Origin of the sequence: Aeribacillus sp. FSL K6-2833, assembly GCF_037965815.1 — a bacterium.
Lineage (GTDB): Bacteria > Bacillota > Bacilli > Bacillales > Aeribacillaceae > Aeribacillus > Aeribacillus composti.
Window position 1 is genome coordinate 472013 of record NZ_CP150189.1, and the last position, 17052, is coordinate 489064.

The window sequence follows — 17052 nt, forward strand, 5'->3', positions numbered from 1 at the left end:
TTTTGAATCACTATTTTTGCAGTGTCAAATGATGAACGAGAGGATGTATTTGATCCACACCCTGTTTGTAGATGAGTAATGCTAAATCTGTACCTACCGCTTCGTCGTCTGCACCTTTTATCCATTCAAAAATCTGTACCATCTAATTGAGTCGTTCTAAATTTAAATCATACTATTTAGCTAGGTTTAATTTTCTATAATAATAGATCTTAATAATTTGAAAGTCAACAGTTGATTGTACAGATCGGACAAATTGATAAAAAGAAATGAGAGTTACTAGTACTATGAGCTTGTTTTGAAGTTTCATTGTAGGTACAGCGAAAATATTATTGTTTGAAGAAATGCTCATATGTATTTTCAATACATTATTGCCTAGTTGTAAACTCATATAGAATAGCTGGCGAATATTATTTAAAAAAATTATTCAAAAATAATTAATTCCGTTTTACACTCCATTTCGTATTCACACTTTTTAAAAAAGTTCATGTCCAATTTTTACCATTTTTGTATCTGCTCTATATTACTTTTTTATAGAATCTAAACTTATTTTTATGGAGATAACAGCTTCTCCATACATATTTTTATGGAGTTCATATTGCGTTATCGATACATAAAGAAGAAAGTGCTGGTACAAACATTAAATTTTCTTAATAAAGTTTAATCAATGAAAAAGCATTTTTTAAAAATACTCCAAGTCTTCCATTTCATTTTCCCCCTTGGCCTTAACATCACACTACCTCATGTCCGAAAAAAGGGAACTGATCTAATTTGTTTCATCTCCATTTTTTTTCTATTCATTTTGTTAATCGATAGCCTATATTCACATGAATAATACACTGTCCGAATAATTTTTCAGACATAAGGCGAATCAATCATTCTGATAAATACAAATTATTTTTTTATGGATGAAATTCAATTAAACAAGATTTTTCTATTTTCTTGTATAAAGTTCGACTAAAGTCTTTTAATACGGAGTTTCCAACTAAATAAAAAACTACTAAATGAAAAATTTCTATAATTATGGAAAACTGGAAGATTCATAAAAATTTATTGACAATGAGAATCGTTATTAATAAAATGACTCTTGAGATTGAGAATCATTATTGATAAGTGGCCGAAAGGAGGAAAGCTATTTAATTCTGGAATATAACAATCTATTAATTACATTTTAAAGGAGGGTACGGATCAAAAAATGAAAAAAATTTTTTCAGTCGTCTTTTTACTATTTGTAGTTTTTTATGCTTCATTGCCGGCATCGGCGAATAATTCCTTGGCTGATGGAACATATACCATCAACTATAAAGTTTTAAAAGCAGATAATGATTCGGTATCCATGGCCAATGATTATTGGGAAAAGCCTGCAAAACTAATTGTGAAAAATGGCAAATACTTCGTTCAAGTAAGATTAAATCATAGTTCGTGGATTAAAGAATTTAAAGTTTCTAATGTGGAAACAAAAGTGATAAGCACAGATACTTCTGCAAATAAAAGAGTTGCGCAATTTGAAGTAGATCAAGTTCCCGACATTGTAACCTCTCAAATACATGTTTATATTCCAGAAGACGAATTTCCTGGAGAGGGTGTTTATGACAGCCATTACACAATAAGACTAAAGTTTGATCAAAATAGCATTAAAGCTGTTAGCTCAGATTCTAATAGTTCAAACGAATCATCTACCTCTGCTTCTACAAAAACAAGCAATGAAAAAAGTAGTCAAAATAAAACAAACAATCAAAATGAAACAGACAAGCAGACAGAAAATAATCCGGAAACTAGTGACAGCACGTCACTTTATGTTTTCATCGGTTTATTTTTATTATCTGCAGCATTTCTAATTTTTAAATTCAAATCTAGATTTAAAGTTTCGTAGAAGGGGAGGTTTCTTGTGAAGAAAAGGATTAGAAAGTTTTTTGCCATTTTTATGGTTTTCCTGCTATTATTGCCGACCGTCAAAATACAGCCTGTTTTTGCTGAATCGGCTATAGCAGACGGAGAATACACGATTGGCTTTAGGGTCTTGAAAAACGGAACAGAAGATACCTCGACAATGGACGGCTATACCGTGAAGCCGGCCGGCTTAACAGTGCAGAACGGCAAAACATATGTATCAGTGACATTAAAAAGCAGCGAATGGATTAAAACCTTTCAAGTAGAACGAAATGGTGAATACGTCGATGCTGAGGTTGTATCGACGAATGAAGCAGAAAACACGAGAGTCGTCAAGTTTGAAGTGGATGATTTAACGAAAAAACTGAATGTTCAAACAAGAGTCGCCGTACCAGGTGTATATGATACAGTTCATACGGTTCAATTCCAATTTGATGTAAACAGCATTACACCAGTGCAGGCAGAGCAGCCGGAAGAGGGCGGGCAAGAGCCTGAAAATCCGGGTCAAGAAGATGGGGAAGAGCCGAAAGATCCAACTCCTGGAGATACTGAGCCAAATCCGCAGCCGGGAGAAGATGGCAATCAAGATGAGCAGCCTGCGGAACAGCTTCAAGACGGCGAATATACGATTGGCTTTAGGGTCTTGAAAAACGGAACAGAAGATACCTCAACAATGGACGGCTATACTGTGAAGCCAGCTGGTTTAACAGTGCAGAACGGCAAAAAATACGTCTCAGTGACGTTAAAAAGCAGCGAATGGATTAAAACCTTTCAAGTAGAACGAAACGGTGAATATGTCGATGCGGAGGTTGTATCGACGAATGAGACAGAAAATACGAGAGTCGTCAAATTTGAAGTAGATGATTTGACGAAAAAACTGAATGTTCAAACAAGAGTTGCCGTACCAGGTGTATATGATACGGTTCATACTGTTCAATTCTTGTTTGATGTAGACAGCATTACACCAGTGCAGGATGGACAGCCGGATGAAGGCGGCCAAGAGCCTGAAAATCCGGGTCAAGAAGATGGCGAGGAATCGAATGATCCAGCTCCTGGAGAAGATGGCGATCAAGATGAACAGCCTGCTGAAGAGCTTCAAGACGGAGAATACACGATTGACTTGACAGTGTTCAAAAACGGGACAGATGATATCTCATCAATGGATAACTATACAGAGAAGCCGGCCCGTCTAACAGTGCAGGACGGCAAAAAATACGTCTTATTGACGTTAAAAAGCAGTTCATTAATTAAAAGCTTTAAGGTAGAGCGAAATGGCGAATATGTCGATGCAGAGGTTGTATCGACGAATGTAGAAAAAAATACAAGAGTCGTCAAGTTTGAAGTAGACGATTTAACAAAAAAATTGAATGCTCAATTGACTGTTTCGGTTCCGAACATGTATGAAATGACGCATACCGTCCAATTCCAGTTTGACGTAGACAGCATTACACCAGTGCAGGATGGACAGCCGGATGAAGGCGGCCAAGAGCCTGAAAATCCAGGACAAGAAGATGAAGAGGAACCGAATGATCCAGCACCTGGAGATAATGAGCCAAATCCGCAGCCGGGAGAAGATGGCGATCAGGATGAACAGCCTGGAGAACAGCTTCAAGACGGCGAATATACGATTGACTTTAAGGTCTTGAAAGACAAGACAGAAGATATCTCGATGATGGATGGCTATACTGTGAAACCGGCTCACTTATCGGTGAAGGATGGCAAAAAATACGTCTCCGTGACGTTAAAAAACAGCGGATGGATTAAAACCTTTCAAGTAGAGCGAAACGGTCAATATGTCGATGCGGAGGTTGTATCGACGAATGACGTAGAAGACACAAGAGTCGTCAAGTTTGAAGTGGATGATTTAACGAAAAAACTGAATGTTCAAACAAGAGTTGTTATACCGCAATATGGTTATGATGGATCTTATACGGTTCAAATCCAGTTTGATGTAGACAGCATCAAACCAGTGAAGAAGGATCAGCCGGATGAGGATGGACAAAAACCAGAAGATCCTGGGAAAGATCCGGGTACAAATAAGCCTGGAGACAATCCATCGAACAATAACAATCAAAATTCTGGAAATAACAATGGCGGACAAACAAGAAATGAGTTGGCTGACGGTCTATATACCGTGGAATTTACTGTATTAAAAAATGGTACAGAAGAACCGTCAATGGTCAATGATTATGTTGTCAGCCCGGCACTATTAACTGTAAAAAATGGACAATTAGATGTTGCGTTCACATTGCTAAAAAGCTCATGGATCACGAAATTACAAGTGGAAAGAAACGGCCAATATCAAGATGTGGAAGTGCGAAGCAAAAATGAAAAAGAAGATACAAGAGTAGTAGGTTTCCCGATCGAAGATTTATCTAAAAAAGTGAATGCTAAGATCAAGGTGGATATTCCAGATCTTCAATATCACAATACGTATGATATCCAAATTGCTTTTGATCCAGATAGTGTAAAACCATATGATGGAACAGGCGTTCCAACGAAGAATACGAATTCCAGCGATCAAGATCAAAACCAAAATCAGGATCAAAATCAACAAAATAGCAATAGCGATGACGATTCACTAACCTTTAACCGAGATGCAGATCAACAGTCGACAGACGATGACGCTTCCAATAACTCAAATAATTCAACCGTGAATGCCAAAACGGCTGATCTTTCCCAAATTGGTTTGTATTTGGCATTGCTGCTAGGATCTCTTGCCATCATAGTTTGGAAGAATCGCTCAAGGCTCCTTATTCATTTGAAAAAATAACCTGACTGTTGTCTTGATGCGGACATGCGCATCAAGACAACATTTTCTTATTTAAAAAATATGACAACGACTTTTTAGGTCGGTCGAAAGCGGGGAGGCTTTGTTTAAGTGTGTAAACAAAGAAGAATGGGATGGCTGATCCTTTTGATAATGCTGCTGGTTGTCGTCGCCGGTTGTTCTTCATCTGCTGCTGAATCAACGGAACAAAAAAAGCCGAAAAAACAGGATCATCGAGTTGTCTCATTATCTGTTGCCGTTACGGAAATTTTTGATGCATTAGATATTGATTTAGTTGGCGTCCCCACAAGCAGCAAAAAACTGCCGGAGCGGTATAAGAATGCGAAAAGAGTGGGGTATGCTAAAAATCCTGATATGGAAGTTTTGATGTCTTTAAAACCTACTGATGTATACTCTGTTTCAACTATTCAATATGATTTAGAGCCAGTGTTTGAAAAACATAACGTTCAAGTAGATTTTTTGGATTTAACCAGTCTTCAATCAATGGAAAAGGAAATTCTTGCACTCGGAGAAAAATATGAACGACAAAAACAAGCGAAGAAGATCGTTGATAGATTCGAAAAAAAAGTAAAAGAAATCCAGAAAAAAACTCGTAACTTGGAAAAACCAAATGTTTTAATCTTACTCGGAGTTCCCGGAAGTTACTTAGTGGCAACAGAGCATTCCTATATTGGCGATCTAGTGAAATTGGCGGGTGGAAACAACGTGATTCAAGGAGAGAAAGTGGAGTATTTAGAATCTAACACAGAATATTTATATGAATCCAATCCCGATGTCATATTAAGGCTTGCTCACGGCATGCCGGAGGAAGTAGTCAAAATGTTCGATGAAGAATTTAAGAAAAACGATATATGGAAGCATTTTGATGCTGTCAAAAATGGCAGGGTGTATGATCTGGAAGAAGAATTGTTCCCGACTACCGCAACCATTCGAGCGGATGAAGCTTTAGATGAATTGGTGAAATATTTGTATCCTGAGTTTCATGAATAAGCGGACAAAAAAGAAAAGGGTGCTGATCCATGAAGAAAACGTGGCTAACTTTTGCAGTAGTGACCACAATGCTGGTTGTTGTCACTTTTTTCTCTATTGTGAACGGAAGTTTGGAAATTGGCGTTGCTGAGTTGATCAGAGGCCTTTTGTTTGGTGGAAATGAAGATGTAGAAGTCATAAAAGATATGAGATTTCCGCGGATCATTGTGTCCCTTTTTGCTGGAGCAAATTTGGCGGTATCGGGATTATTATTGCAGGCAGTTATGAGAAATCCTTTGGCGGAAGCTGGGATCATCGGGATTTCTTCAGGAGCCAATTTTGTTGCATTAACTATGATCAGCTTCTTTCCTACGTTGTTTTTTTGGATGCCGCTGTTTGCTTTTCTAGGAGGGATACTTGCCTGTTTTCTTGTCTATTCCTTTTCATGGAAATCAGGGCTCAGCCCCCTTCGATTAATTTTAGTTGGGGTGGCAGTCAATGCGGTGTTTACTGCATTATATGAATCCTTTAACTACAGAGGCTATACGACAACCAGTTCTGCGAAAGCTACTGCATCAACATTATCTCAACAAACGTGGGACGATGTTCAAACAATTGTTATATATGGTTCCATCGGTTTAATATTGTCCTTGCTCGTTTATTCTTGGTGCAACATGCTGGCTTTACAAGATAAAACGGCGCGAAATCTGGGGCTTCACGTGACAAGAGCTCGGGTTATTATATCTGCGATTGCAGTTTATTTGGCAAGCGTCACAACCGCAACTGTTGGGGTCATTGCATTTGTCGGTTTGCTAATTCCCCATATTGGACGGCTATTAGTCGGTTCAGATTATAAAATATTAACACCATTCTCCATTTTATCAGGAGCTTTGCTTATTTTAACGGCCGACACAATCGGAAGGGTGTTTTTAGCGCCGACGGAACTTCCTGCATCCATTATTATGTCATTAATCGGCGGTCCCTTTTTGATTATATTGATTAGAAGGAGTGATCGCATCTATGGAGGTTAAAAATGTTTCATTTTCATATAATCAAAAAGAGGATCAGTTAAAATCAATTAACCTTGCTGTTGAACCTGGTAAAATTACGACGATTATCGGTCCGAATGGATGCGGAAAATCCACATTATTAGAAGTTATGTCTAGCCACAATGCACCGCAAAAAGGCCAGATTATTTTGGACGGAAAATTGATTCAACAATATAAGCCGAAGGAATTGGCGAAGAAACTATCGGTTGTTCATCAAAAAAATGAAATTCCTTTTGATATCAATGTCGAGAACCTGGTGAGCTACGGCCGCATGCCGTATAAAAGATTTTTTCATCATCATAACTCAGAAGAGGATGAAGAAGTGATTGATTGGGCGCTTTCCATTACCAATTTGCAATCAAAACGAAAAGAAAAAGTAGAACAGCTGTCTGGGGGAGAAAGACAGCGAGTTTGGATAGCGATGGCATTGGCGCAAAAAACCCCTATTTTGTTTTTGGATGAACCGACAACATATTTGGATGTTTATTATCAATTCGAAATTTTAGAGCTCATCAAGAAGTTAAACAGGGAGTATAACATTACGATTGTGATGGTGCTGCATGATATGAATCAAGCCATTCGTTATAGTGATTGGATTATTGTGATGAAAAACGGCGAAATTGTGACGGAAGGTTCTCCAAAAGAAGTGATCACGGAAGGAATGATTGAAAGCATTTATGGGGTAAGAGCCATAGTCAATCATAATGATCAAAGCGGATTTTATGTTGTGCCAATGGGAGTTGCTAGAAGGAATGACAATGCGACATGAATGATCGGGGATTGAGAAAGATCATTGGGAAACTCGTTAGCATTGTTTGCATTGGGATTTTGTTTTTTTCAGCGTATCAAATTATAAGTATCCTTTACGATTACTATACAAACCGGCAAGTTTTAGCTGAAATTCAAGAGGTTTATCAAGAAAATCGTACCGAAAGAACTTCTCACGAAGGCAAGGACTTTGAAAGAATTCGTTCGTCTTTTATTGAATTGCAGCGCATTAACCAAGATATTGTTGGTTGGATTGAAATTCCCGACACATACATTTCGTATCCGATTCTTCAAGCGGAAAACAATGAGTTTTATTTAACAAGAAATTATAAAAAAGAGAAATCAAGGGCTGGAAGCATTTTTATGGATTATCGAAATGATGTGAAAGGCCTAAATCAAAATGTTATCCTTTACGGACATCGTATGAAAGATGACACGATGTTTGGACAATTAGATAAATATCTGGATGAATCGTTTTTCCAGCATCACCGCACCATTTATTTTGATACGTTATATGAAAGCTACGATGCTGAAATCTTTTCAGTATATAAAACGACTACAGATTTTTATTATATCGATACTGAATTTTCCTCTGATGACGAATTTTTATCATTTGTCAATCAGTTAAAAGATCGTTCCATTTATAAGACCGATATTGATATCGAACCGAATGATCAAATTTTAACTTTATCTACTTGTGATTACACGTTTCCTGGAGGAGAAGGGAGACTTGTCATACATGCAAAATTAAAGAAGAACAAGTAAATAGTTGAAAATTTTGAAAATAACAATTGACAATGATAATCATTTTTAATTAAAATGGTAAAGGAGGGATACTTTTGAAAACAAAACTTTTCCAAATCACCCTCACGTTTTTCTTATTGCTCTTATTTACCGGATGCGGGGTAAAAGGAACTGAATCAACAGGAGGGACAAAAGTAACAGAAAGCAAAGTGAAAGTGACCGATGCATCAGGTCGTGAAGTTGCTTTTGACACTCATCCGAAAAAATTTGCTTCATTAACGATCGGTGATATGGATATCATTCATCAATTAGGAGGGGAAATTGTCGGCAGGCCTAGTACGAAGGTAGAGATACCGGAAGAATTAGTAAAAGTAGCAGAAATCGGAAATACACACCAGCCGAATATAGAGAAGATCGTAAGTTTGAAGCCAGATGTGTTAATTGCCAATGTTGGTTTTGATAAAAACATCCCCGCATTGGAGAATCAAGGAATACAAACTATCATGACGGAAGCGAATTCCATTGAAGATATAAAGAAAAACATCGAAACATATGGAACTCTTCTCGGTAAAGAATCGAAAGCTCAAGAGTTGATTAAACAAATCGAGCAAGTCGTTGAGAAGCAAACGGAAGCTTCCGAAGCTCAAGCATTGCTTGTTTATGGAGCACCTGGATCATTTTTAGCAGCTCTCCCAACGTCATTGGCAGGAGATATTTTAGAAAAATCGGGTGGAATCAATGTAGCATCGAACTTTCCAAAGTTAAAAGAATATCCGCAATACGCTCAATTAGCGGTAGAACGTGTGGTGGAAGCTGATCCAGATATCATTTACTTAATCACACACGGTGATCCTAGCGGGGTAGAAAAAGCTTTTAAACAAGAAATGGAAAAAAATGCAGCTTGGAAAAACTTAGATGCAGTAAAAAAAGGAAACATTGTGGTGCTGCCATCGAATTTGTTTGGCACTAATCCGGGGACAAAGATCACAGAAGCAGTGGAATATATGCGTCAAAGCTTGAAAGATATAGGAAAGGATTCATGATGAATCGAAAGAAACGAATATGGCTTATCATCATTCTGATCATCTTATTGTTTCTAAGCGTATTCTATAGCCTGACAGCAGGCAGTATCTCTATTTCATTTAAGGAATTTTTTGCGGATATGGGCGATAAGGAATCGTTAGTGTACCGTGTTGTTTGGGATTTGCGGCTCCCAAGGATTCTCGTTGGGCTGCTTGTCGGCATGTGTTTAGCGGTTTCGGGTGCGATTTTACAAGGTGTAATGAAAAACCCGCTTGCGGATCCCGGTATTATTGGCGTGACGTCTGGGGCAGGACTGGCAGCGACGGTGATCATGGTGCTGTATCCCGATCAACTGCACATTTTGCCTTTAGCAGCCTTTCTTGGCGCTTTTCTTACGGCTATGCTCATTTATTTGCTAGCTTGGCAAGATGGAACTTCCATTGTTCGAATTATGCTGGTCGGGATTTCAATCAACGCCTTTTTAGGTGCGATCATGTCATGTATTATGATTTTACATAGCGACAAAGTTCAAGCGGTTCTGCCGTGGCTAAATGGCGGGATTAGCGGCGTAAGCTGGGTGCATGTAGAGATGATTGTTTATTATGCCATTTTTGCACTGGCATTAGCGTTTTTTTCCATCAAACATATCCGCATGCTGATGCTGGGGGATGAGGTGGCCACTTTATTAGGCCATCAAGTGGAAAGAAGCAGATTTTTCTTAATTTTTGTCAGTGCTCTTTTAGCTGGAATAGCCGTCAGTGTGGCCGGACTGGTAGGATTTGTAGGTCTTATCGTTCCGCATATCATTCGATTGCTCATCGGAAACGATTATCGTTATTTGCTGCCATTATCCTGTGTAGGCGGCGGCATACTCGTTGTGTTCGCAGATGCTGCGGCAAGAAGCTGGTTTGATCCTATTGAACTGCCGGTAGGGATCCTGCTGTCTTTTCTAGGCGGTCCGTTTTTCCTATATTTGGTCTTTAAAGGGGGAGTGAAGCATGCTCACCGTTAAAGATCTGACTTACCACCATTCCAAACGATTCGGCATCAACGAAATGAATCTGGAATTGCCAAAGGGTGAAGTGATTAGCATTATCGGCCCTAATGGATCAGGAAAATCCACCTTGCTGCGGCTCATCGCTGCCTTATTACAGCCCCAAAATGGCGAGATCATTCTCGATGGAAAAAATATCGTTTCTGCGAATCGAAAAGATATTGCAAAACAATTAACTATGCTGCCGCAAACACATGATGTTACGCTCGATTTTACCGTACGTGAATTAGTAGAGTTCGGCAGGAACCCTTATAAACGCAAATTTGCCCCATTCAGTCAAGAAGATAAAGAAATCGTTGATTGGGCGTTAGCTCTTGCCAATGTGAAACAATATGAACATCAACACTTGTCTTCCTTATCAGGAGGCGAGAGGCAAAGAGCATGGATTGCGATGGTTCTTGCCCAGAGTACTGAATATTTATTATTGGATGAACCGACCACGTTTTTAGATATTGTACATCAATTGGAAATTTTGGAGGTTGTCCAAACGATCAATCAACAGTATAACAGGACGGTCATCATGATTCTTCACGATCTGAATCAAGCCGCACAGTATAGTGACCGCTTAATCGTGATGAAAGACGGGACGATTTATCAACAAGGCAGTCCAGAGGAAGTATTTTCGGAAAAAATGTTTGAAGAGGTATTTGGTATTTCTGTCTCCATCCATGATATGGATGGAAAACCAATGTTTATTCCAAAACGATTCAAAAGAAAGGGGAAAAAAGAATGTACATCGTTACCAATTCCATTCGCGTGAAAAAAGGATATTCCGGAAAGTTAGTGGAGCGTTTTAAAATTAGAAAGGGAATTGAGAAATTTCCTGGGTTCATTCGTTTAGATCTCTTAGTAACAGACGGATTAAAAGATTATGACGAAGTTCGTGTATACACAACATGGGAGAACAAAGAAAGCTTCGAAGGTTGGTTCCACAGCGATGTGTTCCAAAAAGCGCATGAAAATCGAAAACAACATGACTATGTTATTGGAAATCAAGTGTCCTTCCATGAGCTAGCATATTCCTATGTAAAAGAAGATGAGCGTGCTGTCGAAAATTTATAAATAAAAGATGGCAGAGCGATTTTTGTGAAGAAAGTTACAAAAATTGATTGGAAAAAGAATAGATATCCGAATTGCGGCCTTTTCCAAATGAATTGCGGGAAAAGGTCGTTTATTTTTTTCAGCAAAAACAAAAAATGTAGCACGGGGCTGTCCAGAAAGTCAAATCCCTATTGAAAACCAAAAATCATTAACATCGATATTTCAACGTTTCTAAAATAAAAGGGGGCCGTAAATAAGCCGAAAAAACGACTTATTAGACAGCCCCAATCAAGAAAATAGTTAGTTAAAACCGCAAACACTCCGGCTTGGACAGCGGAACAGCTGTTAGAAACAAGAAAATAGGTAGTTAAAGGCAGCTGCTAAAACAAAATTTGTATAAAAAAATGATTGCAAAAGATTTTTCAATATCCTTTGCAATCAAAACTTTACTTCGTTTTTTCACTCTTTTTCAGCAGGAATTTCTTTGCCGTTCAATATTAGTTTGAACGTAACGTCACCCTTTAAAGATGCAGAAACCGCACAATATTTTTGTTTGCCTAATTGGATGGCGCGCCAAACTTTTTTCGGCGTTATATCCCCATTTACTGTAAATGTGATGGTATAAGCGGTGAAAGAAGAGGGCAATTCTTCGCGACGCGTGCCGTCGACTGTAATATCAATTGCCTCAATATGATCTAATTCATGTCTTAAAATCATCGTTACATCAATTCCAATGCAGCCGGCAAGAGCCGCTAGGAGCATTTCTGTTGGGGTTGCGGCACTTCCTTCTCCACCGTAGTTTTCCGTGGCATCCATTGCCATTTTGTATCCGGATGGACCGACTGCTTCAAAAGCACGGCCGCCCTGCCATGTTGCTTTAATTTGCATATTGTTCAATTCCTCTCTTTTAAAACTCTGTAACTTGTTGCAAAAATTTTTGTGCCCGCGCTGTTTGCGGATGTTCAAAAAATGCTGCTGGCTTCGCATCTTCTACGATAACGCCGTCTGCCATAAATAAAATGCGGTCAGCGGCACTCCGGGCAAATTTCATCTCATGCGTTACAATAATCATCGTCATGCCGTCTTCTGCTAATTCTTTCATTACTTTTAATACTTCTCCTACAAGCTCCGGATCAAGTGCAGAAGTCGGTTCATCGAATAGCATCAACTTCGGTTCCATCGCAAGAGCTCTTGCGATCGCTACACGCTGTTGCTGCCCGCCTGACAGCTGAGACGGATAAGCATCTTCTTTTGCTGCAAGCCCGACTTTTTCTAACAAATTGGCTGCGATGCTGTATGCTTTTTTCTTCGGCATTTTTTTCACTACTAATAAAGCTTCCATTACATTTTGGACGGCCGTTTTATGCGGGTATAAATTAAATTGTTGAAACACCATCCCTGTTTTTCGACGAATGGCATAAATTTCTTTTTGTTGTGCTTTTTTTGAAGCATTTGCATCAATCACGTGACCGTCGACTGTAATGGTGCCGCCTGTAATTGTTTCAAGTCCGTTGATGCATCTTAAAAACGTACTTTTTCCTGAACCGCTTGGACCAATGACTGCCACTACTTGATGGGCTGGAATGGATAATGAAATATTTTTTAATATTTCATGCTGTCCAAAATTTTTCTGTAAATTTTTAATCTCTATCATGCTGTCACCACCTTAATAAACAGACAGCCGTTTTTCGATTTTATTTAATAAAAATGTAAAGAATGTACTCATAATCCAATACATCGCTGCAATGGCTGCATAAAACGGCATGTAAACATAATATTGCGCCACTAATAATTGAGCAGAGCGCATTAATTCTGTGACCGCAATAACGGATACGAGCGATGTTTCTTTTAACATTCCGACAAATGTATTGCCAAGTGGGGGGATAGCGTAGCGAATCGCTTGAGGGATGATAATTCGGCGCATCGCCTGGCGTTCCGTCATACCAGTTGCGAGCGCTGCTTCTGTTTGCCCTTTTGGTATGGATTGAATCGCACCGCGAAACGCTTCTGAAACATAAGCGCCGATGTTAATACTTAGTGCAATATACGCAGCAGTTAATGGGCCTAATTCAATCCCATAATCAACTAAGCCATAATAAACGATGACGATTTGCACCAATGCCGGTGTCCCCCGAATAATGGACACATAGGCTCTTGCTATACCACGCAGAATGCGATTGCCCTTAAGTCGGGCAATCGCAATGATTAAACCAATGATTAAACCGAAGAACATGGAAACTACAGTAATGAGTAATGTATAATATGCCCCTTTTAACAAAAAAGGCAAGTTTTCAATGACTAAGTCCATTTTGGCAACCTACTTTCATCATTCTTCGGTCGGCTCTTCGTCAAACCATTTTACATAAATTTCTTTATATGTTCCGTCTTCTTTCATTTCTTTCAATGCTTTATTTAAAGCATCCACCAATTCTTTATTGCCTTTTTTCACAGCAACGCCAGCTTGGTCCTCCTTAATTGGATCGCCGACGGCTTTAATTTTATAGCCGTTTTCTTCAATGACTGGTTTTAATGCATAGACATTGTTGATCGTTGCATCAATTCTGCCAGCATCCAAGTCTTTTAATGTTGTAATCACGTCATCATATGTGTTGATTTTAAAATCGCCCACTTTTGGCAATAATTCATTTCGCAAATATGCTTCATCATTCGTACCAAGTCCAACTCCGATTGTTTTTCCTTTAAAATCATTAACAGATTTGATGTCATTATTGTCTTCCCGAACGATCACTTTGACTTTATTTGTAATATATGGTTCTGTAAAATCGATTTGTTTTTTCCGTTCATCTGTGATTGTCACTTGGCTTACTAAAATATCGAATTTACCTTTTTGAAGCCCAGGAATTAAACCAGAAAATTCTTGTGCAACAAAATTTGCTTTAACTCCTAGACGTTTTGCCAATTCTTTCGCAATGTCAACGTCAAAGCCGTCGTATTCTTTGTTTTCATTCATAAAATTATAAGGTGCATAAGTACCCATAATGCCGACAGTGATTTCGCCTTTATCTTTGATTTCCTGTAATGCGTTTTTCTCTTGATTTTGAGTTTGTTTTTCTTTTTGATCATTGTTATTGCCGCATGCTGAAAGTATTAGAGCTGCTATTGCAATGAGTGAAATGAACCATCTTATTTTTTTCATGTTTATCCTCCTTCATTAGACACCAAAGATTCCAAAAAATTCAAAGTGTACAGTTTCTTCAATGAGCTGTTGAAGTGTTTTTTGCTGTAATGCATCTTTTGATGATGGCGATTGAAATAGCCATCTGGCTAAAACTCCTTCCAGGAGGCTCATGATGAATACTGCCAGTAATTTTGGATCTACTTCACGCGAGATCATTTTCAGTTCTTTGGCCTGTGCAATATTTTCCGCAAAAGCTGTTTCCATGTCTGCTTTAATCTCTTCCACTTTTTCTTGTATCTTTGGCTGAGAATGAATGCCTTTTAGCAATATGTTCATGAAATACTTATTGTTTTCAGCGAAATGAAAAATTCGTTCAAACATTTGTGTCGTGGAAGCAACGGAATCTTGCAAGTCCACTTTTTTTGTGCGGTACCCTAGTTTGATTGCATCTAAAAGTTGGGCACGACCTATTTCCAGCATCTCAAGCGCGATCGCTTCTTTGCTTTTAAAATACCAATAAAATGTCCCTTGGGACACATTGCCTTTTGCGACGATATCTGAGACTTTCGTTTTTTCATAGCCAACTGTCGCAAATAATTCTAATGCAATTTGCAATAATTGCTGTTTTCTTTCCTGTCTTCGAGCTTCTGCCTGCACTATACCCCCCCTGACTGACTCATTAGTCAATTAAATCCTATAAGATTACTATAAATTAGTCAACACTTTTGCTTCATTTTTTTAAAAAGCCATGCTGCAAATTTAGAAATGGTTGGGCTGAAAAGAATAACAGAGCGAATCACCGTTATTTTATGGAAATCTGCATTACGTTATTCGTCCCGCTTTCACACACAGTCCTCTGTGTTCGTTCATGAACATAGCAAGAGAAGAAATCAAAGAAACAATGCTTTTCATGTGGAAAAAATGAATCTGCCGATGTCTGCAACTGTTTTGCTGTTAACGAGATCAACTATCAACGTTTTCTTCATTATTTTCGACTGTATATCCCAGCAATTGATTTAGCTGACTTAGGAAATCAGTGAAAAAGGGGATAAAGATGGATTCATTGTGACTTTTACCCTTTAGGATTTTATTAGCAAAAAAACAATGACGACGTTTGCGAACACTTCTCCTTCTGCAAAGAGCCTTGCTTTTATGCGAAAAAAAAGAGCAGGAATGAGGATAAAATTTTGACACGTAATCAAGTTGTCTTGCATTTAGTTGTGGATAAAGATAATCAAGAATACCAATTCACATTTCAGGATCCACTTTTTCTACATGATTATCACAGATAAAGAAAATCAAGAATACCAATTCACCTATATTTTCAAAATGATCCTATCTTCTTTAAGTTTTCCTTCAAAAATATCTTCCTCAATTTCTGCTCGACGGTTTTTTATGAAATATCTTGGCCTTTGTTCACCTAACGTGTGCTAAAGATACCTTTACTTTGAAAAGCCGATGGCAAGAGCATCTTCTGTGGTTGAAGCGATCACACTCTGTTCTAATAGACCTAATTTAAAAAGTTTTATAAATTTTCAATACATAGTGTCTATAGGATTAATTTACTATGGTAAAATATTACACGTAAATGTTGTTAGGTATTTTGGAGGTATCATTATGTCGAAAATTGTCAACGCTTTTCGAATGCTCCTTTTATTGAAATCACGAGGACGAATGCAAATTAAAGAATTAGCAGAAGAACTTGAATTAAGTGAAAGGGTTATTCGAGTTTATCGAGATCAATTAGAAATGGCTGGATTCCATATTCAGACAGCTAGGGGAAGATATGGAGGTTATGTTCTGCCGAAAAGCAATATTTTTGAATACTTGTCGCTTTCACCAAAAGAATTAGAAGCGTTAGTAAAGGCAAGTGAATATTTAAAAAATCATCCTACCTTTTTGCAATTCAATGATTTTGAAAGTGCCGTCATGAAGATTCAAAGTATTTCCAAACAGCAGATTCAGTCTTCGTCTGAATGGCAGCCAATTATTTTAGAGGAAAAAGCAAATGTCGATTGGAATCATGAAAAAGATAAGTATGAACAATTAAATTTTGCAATCGCGGCTCGCAGAAAAGTGAAAATTGTTTATGAGGCTTTAAATTCAGACCGCACTGAACGCATCATTCATCCTTACAAACTGATTCCGTATAAAAAATTTTGGTATTGCATTGCTTATTGTGAGCTGAGAAATGATTATCGTGATTTTAAATTAACTAGAATTCAAGATTATCAAATATATGAAGAAAGGTTTCAGCGTGATGAATCATTTCGGCTCGAAGACTATATAGGTAAAACGAGTATTTATGCTGATACCTATTTTGTTGAATTGCATGTAAAACCACCATTTTCCAAGATTTTAAGTGAAAAGATCTATTCAGAGGATCAAGAAATAGAGCAACAACAAGATGGATCCATCATTTTTCGGGCGACGATGTCCGGGTTGCCGGAATTAACTAGTTTTGTATTAAGCATGGGATCTGCAGTTCAGGTGCTCGGTCCGAATGAACTTCGCCAAAGCGTCGAGGAAGAAGTAGAAAAAATGTCAAAAAATTTTTTAAACTGACATATTAAGTTCCGGAATAGAT

General features: G+C 38.1%; 17 protein-coding genes. 11 read left to right on the top strand and 6 right to left on the bottom strand.

Features of this window, described 5'->3' with window-relative positions:
• Positions 1 to 10: 10 nt before the first annotated feature.
• Positions 11 to 142 (bottom strand): hypothetical protein, encoded by a 132-nt coding sequence (locus NSQ94_RS02450; RefSeq protein WP_339193393.1) that lies wholly within the window; start codon positions 140 to 142, stop codon positions 11 to 13.
• Positions 143 to 1192: 1050 nt separating this feature from the next.
• Between NSQ94_RS02450 and isdC the strand changes: the two genes are divergently transcribed.
• From isdC to NSQ94_RS02500, 10 genes are all read left to right on the top strand, one after another.
• Positions 1193 to 1870: a heme uptake protein IsdC gene (gene isdC / locus NSQ94_RS02455; RefSeq protein WP_339193392.1), complete on the top strand. Its 678-nt coding sequence runs from the start codon at positions 1193 to 1195 to the stop codon at positions 1868 to 1870.
• Positions 1871 to 1885: 15 nt separating this feature from the next.
• Positions 1886 to 4660: an NEAT domain-containing protein gene (locus NSQ94_RS02460; RefSeq protein WP_339193391.1), complete on the top strand. Its 2775-nt coding sequence runs from the start codon at positions 1886 to 1888 to the stop codon at positions 4658 to 4660.
• A gap of 126 nt (positions 4661 to 4786) precedes the next feature.
• Positions 4787 to 5668 carry a heme ABC transporter substrate-binding protein IsdE gene (gene isdE / locus NSQ94_RS02465; protein WP_063387711.1) on the top strand — a complete coding sequence of 294 codons (882 nt, stop codon included), beginning with the start codon at positions 4787 to 4789 and terminating at the stop codon, positions 5666 to 5668.
• Between the two features lie 29 nt (positions 5669 to 5697).
• Entirely contained in the window at positions 5698 to 6678 is a 981-nt protein-coding gene (locus NSQ94_RS02470) for an iron ABC transporter permease (protein WP_063387712.1), read from the top strand.
• The gene (locus NSQ94_RS02475; protein ID WP_130157533.1) at positions 6668 to 7465 is read left to right on the top strand and encodes an ABC transporter ATP-binding protein; all 798 of its coding nucleotides are present in this window, start codon (positions 6668 to 6670) and stop codon (positions 7463 to 7465) included. The genes NSQ94_RS02470 and NSQ94_RS02475 overlap by 11 nt, the downstream gene beginning before the upstream one ends.
• Entirely contained in the window at positions 7462 to 8229 is a 768-nt protein-coding gene (srtB, locus tag NSQ94_RS02480; RefSeq protein WP_339193390.1) for a class B sortase, read from the top strand. Before NSQ94_RS02475 ends, srtB begins: the two co-directional genes overlap by 4 nt.
• Positions 8230 to 8303: 74 nt before the next feature.
• Positions 8304 to 9251: an ABC transporter substrate-binding protein gene (locus NSQ94_RS02485; protein ID WP_327848717.1), complete on the top strand. Its 948-nt coding sequence runs from the start codon at positions 8304 to 8306 to the stop codon at positions 9249 to 9251.
• Positions 9248 to 10243, top strand: a complete 996-nt coding sequence (locus NSQ94_RS02490) for an iron ABC transporter permease (protein WP_063387716.1) — start codon at positions 9248 to 9250, stop codon at positions 10241 to 10243. Before NSQ94_RS02485 ends, NSQ94_RS02490 begins: the two co-directional genes overlap by 4 nt.
• The gene (locus tag NSQ94_RS02495; protein ID WP_130157530.1) at positions 10230 to 11045 is read left to right on the top strand and encodes an ABC transporter ATP-binding protein; all 816 of its coding nucleotides are present in this window, start codon (positions 10230 to 10232) and stop codon (positions 11043 to 11045) included. The genes NSQ94_RS02490 and NSQ94_RS02495 overlap by 14 nt, the downstream gene beginning before the upstream one ends.
• Positions 11015 to 11347 carry an antibiotic biosynthesis monooxygenase gene (locus NSQ94_RS02500; RefSeq protein WP_063387718.1) on the top strand — a complete coding sequence of 111 codons (333 nt, stop codon included), beginning with the start codon at positions 11015 to 11017 and terminating at the stop codon, positions 11345 to 11347. Before NSQ94_RS02495 ends, NSQ94_RS02500 begins: the two co-directional genes overlap by 31 nt.
• A 438-nt stretch (positions 11348 to 11785) precedes the next feature.
• Here NSQ94_RS02500 and NSQ94_RS02505 read toward each other — a convergent pair whose 3' ends face one another.
• The 5 genes from NSQ94_RS02505 to NSQ94_RS02525 are packed head-to-tail and all read right to left on the bottom strand — an operon-like array spanning position 11786 to position 15122.
• Complete coding sequence (locus tag NSQ94_RS02505; RefSeq protein ID WP_063387719.1) at positions 11786 to 12214, bottom strand: OsmC family protein; 429 nt, start codon at positions 12212 to 12214, stop codon at positions 11786 to 11788.
• A gap of 19 nt (positions 12215 to 12233) precedes the next feature.
• Complete coding sequence (locus NSQ94_RS02510; RefSeq protein ID WP_339193389.1) at positions 12234 to 12980, bottom strand: amino acid ABC transporter ATP-binding protein; 747 nt, start codon at positions 12978 to 12980, stop codon at positions 12234 to 12236.
• A gap of 12 nt (positions 12981 to 12992) precedes the next feature.
• Complete coding sequence (locus NSQ94_RS02515; protein WP_130157528.1) at positions 12993 to 13634, bottom strand: amino acid ABC transporter permease; 642 nt, start codon at positions 13632 to 13634, stop codon at positions 12993 to 12995.
• Positions 13635 to 13652: 18 nt separating this feature from the next.
• On the bottom strand, positions 13653 to 14483 hold the full coding sequence (locus NSQ94_RS02520) for a transporter substrate-binding domain-containing protein (protein ID WP_339193388.1): 831 nt from the start codon (positions 14481 to 14483) through the stop codon (positions 13653 to 13655).
• Between the two features lie 15 nt (positions 14484 to 14498).
• Positions 14499 to 15122 carry a TetR/AcrR family transcriptional regulator gene (locus NSQ94_RS02525; protein WP_232515597.1) on the bottom strand — a complete coding sequence of 208 codons (624 nt, stop codon included), beginning with the start codon at positions 15120 to 15122 and terminating at the stop codon, positions 14499 to 14501.
• Between the two features lie 960 nt (positions 15123 to 16082).
• On the opposite strand from NSQ94_RS02525, the gene NSQ94_RS02530 reads away from it, so the two are divergent.
• On the top strand, positions 16083 to 17030 hold the full coding sequence (locus NSQ94_RS02530) for a WYL domain-containing protein (protein ID WP_339193387.1): 948 nt from the start codon (positions 16083 to 16085) through the stop codon (positions 17028 to 17030).
• The last annotated feature ends 22 nt before the right edge of the window (positions 17031 to 17052 follow it).

Coding starts and splice junctions, on each gene's coding strand:
- NSQ94_RS02450 (WP_339193393.1), bottom strand. CDS start 142: ATGGTACAGATTTTTGAATGGATAAAAGGTGCAGACGACGAAGCGGTA.
- isdC (WP_339193392.1), top strand. CDS start 1,193: ATGAAAAAAATTTTTTCAGTCGTCTTTTTACTATTTGTAGTTTTTTAT.
- isdE (WP_063387711.1), top strand. CDS start 4,787: ATGGGATGGCTGATCCTTTTGATAATGCTGCTGGTTGTCGTCGCCGGT.
- NSQ94_RS02470 (WP_063387712.1), top strand. CDS start 5,698: ATGAAGAAAACGTGGCTAACTTTTGCAGTAGTGACCACAATGCTGGTT.
- NSQ94_RS02475 (WP_130157533.1), top strand. CDS start 6,668: ATGGAGGTTAAAAATGTTTCATTTTCATATAATCAAAAAGAGGATCAG.
- srtB (WP_339193390.1), top strand. CDS start 7,462: ATGAATGATCGGGGATTGAGAAAGATCATTGGGAAACTCGTTAGCATT.
- NSQ94_RS02490 (WP_063387716.1), top strand. CDS start 9,248: ATGATGAATCGAAAGAAACGAATATGGCTTATCATCATTCTGATCATC.
- NSQ94_RS02495 (WP_130157530.1), top strand. CDS start 10,230: ATGCTCACCGTTAAAGATCTGACTTACCACCATTCCAAACGATTCGGC.
- NSQ94_RS02500 (WP_063387718.1), top strand. CDS start 11,015: ATGTACATCGTTACCAATTCCATTCGCGTGAAAAAAGGATATTCCGGA.
- NSQ94_RS02505 (WP_063387719.1), bottom strand. CDS start 12,214: ATGCAAATTAAAGCAACATGGCAGGGCGGCCGTGCTTTTGAAGCAGTC.
- NSQ94_RS02510 (WP_339193389.1), bottom strand. CDS start 12,980: ATGATAGAGATTAAAAATTTACAGAAAAATTTTGGACAGCATGAAATA.
- NSQ94_RS02515 (WP_130157528.1), bottom strand. CDS start 13,634: ATGGACTTAGTCATTGAAAACTTGCCTTTTTTGTTAAAAGGGGCATAT.
- NSQ94_RS02520 (WP_339193388.1), bottom strand. CDS start 14,483: ATGAAAAAAATAAGATGGTTCATTTCACTCATTGCAATAGCAGCTCTA.
- NSQ94_RS02530 (WP_339193387.1), top strand. CDS start 16,083: ATGTCGAAAATTGTCAACGCTTTTCGAATGCTCCTTTTATTGAAATCA.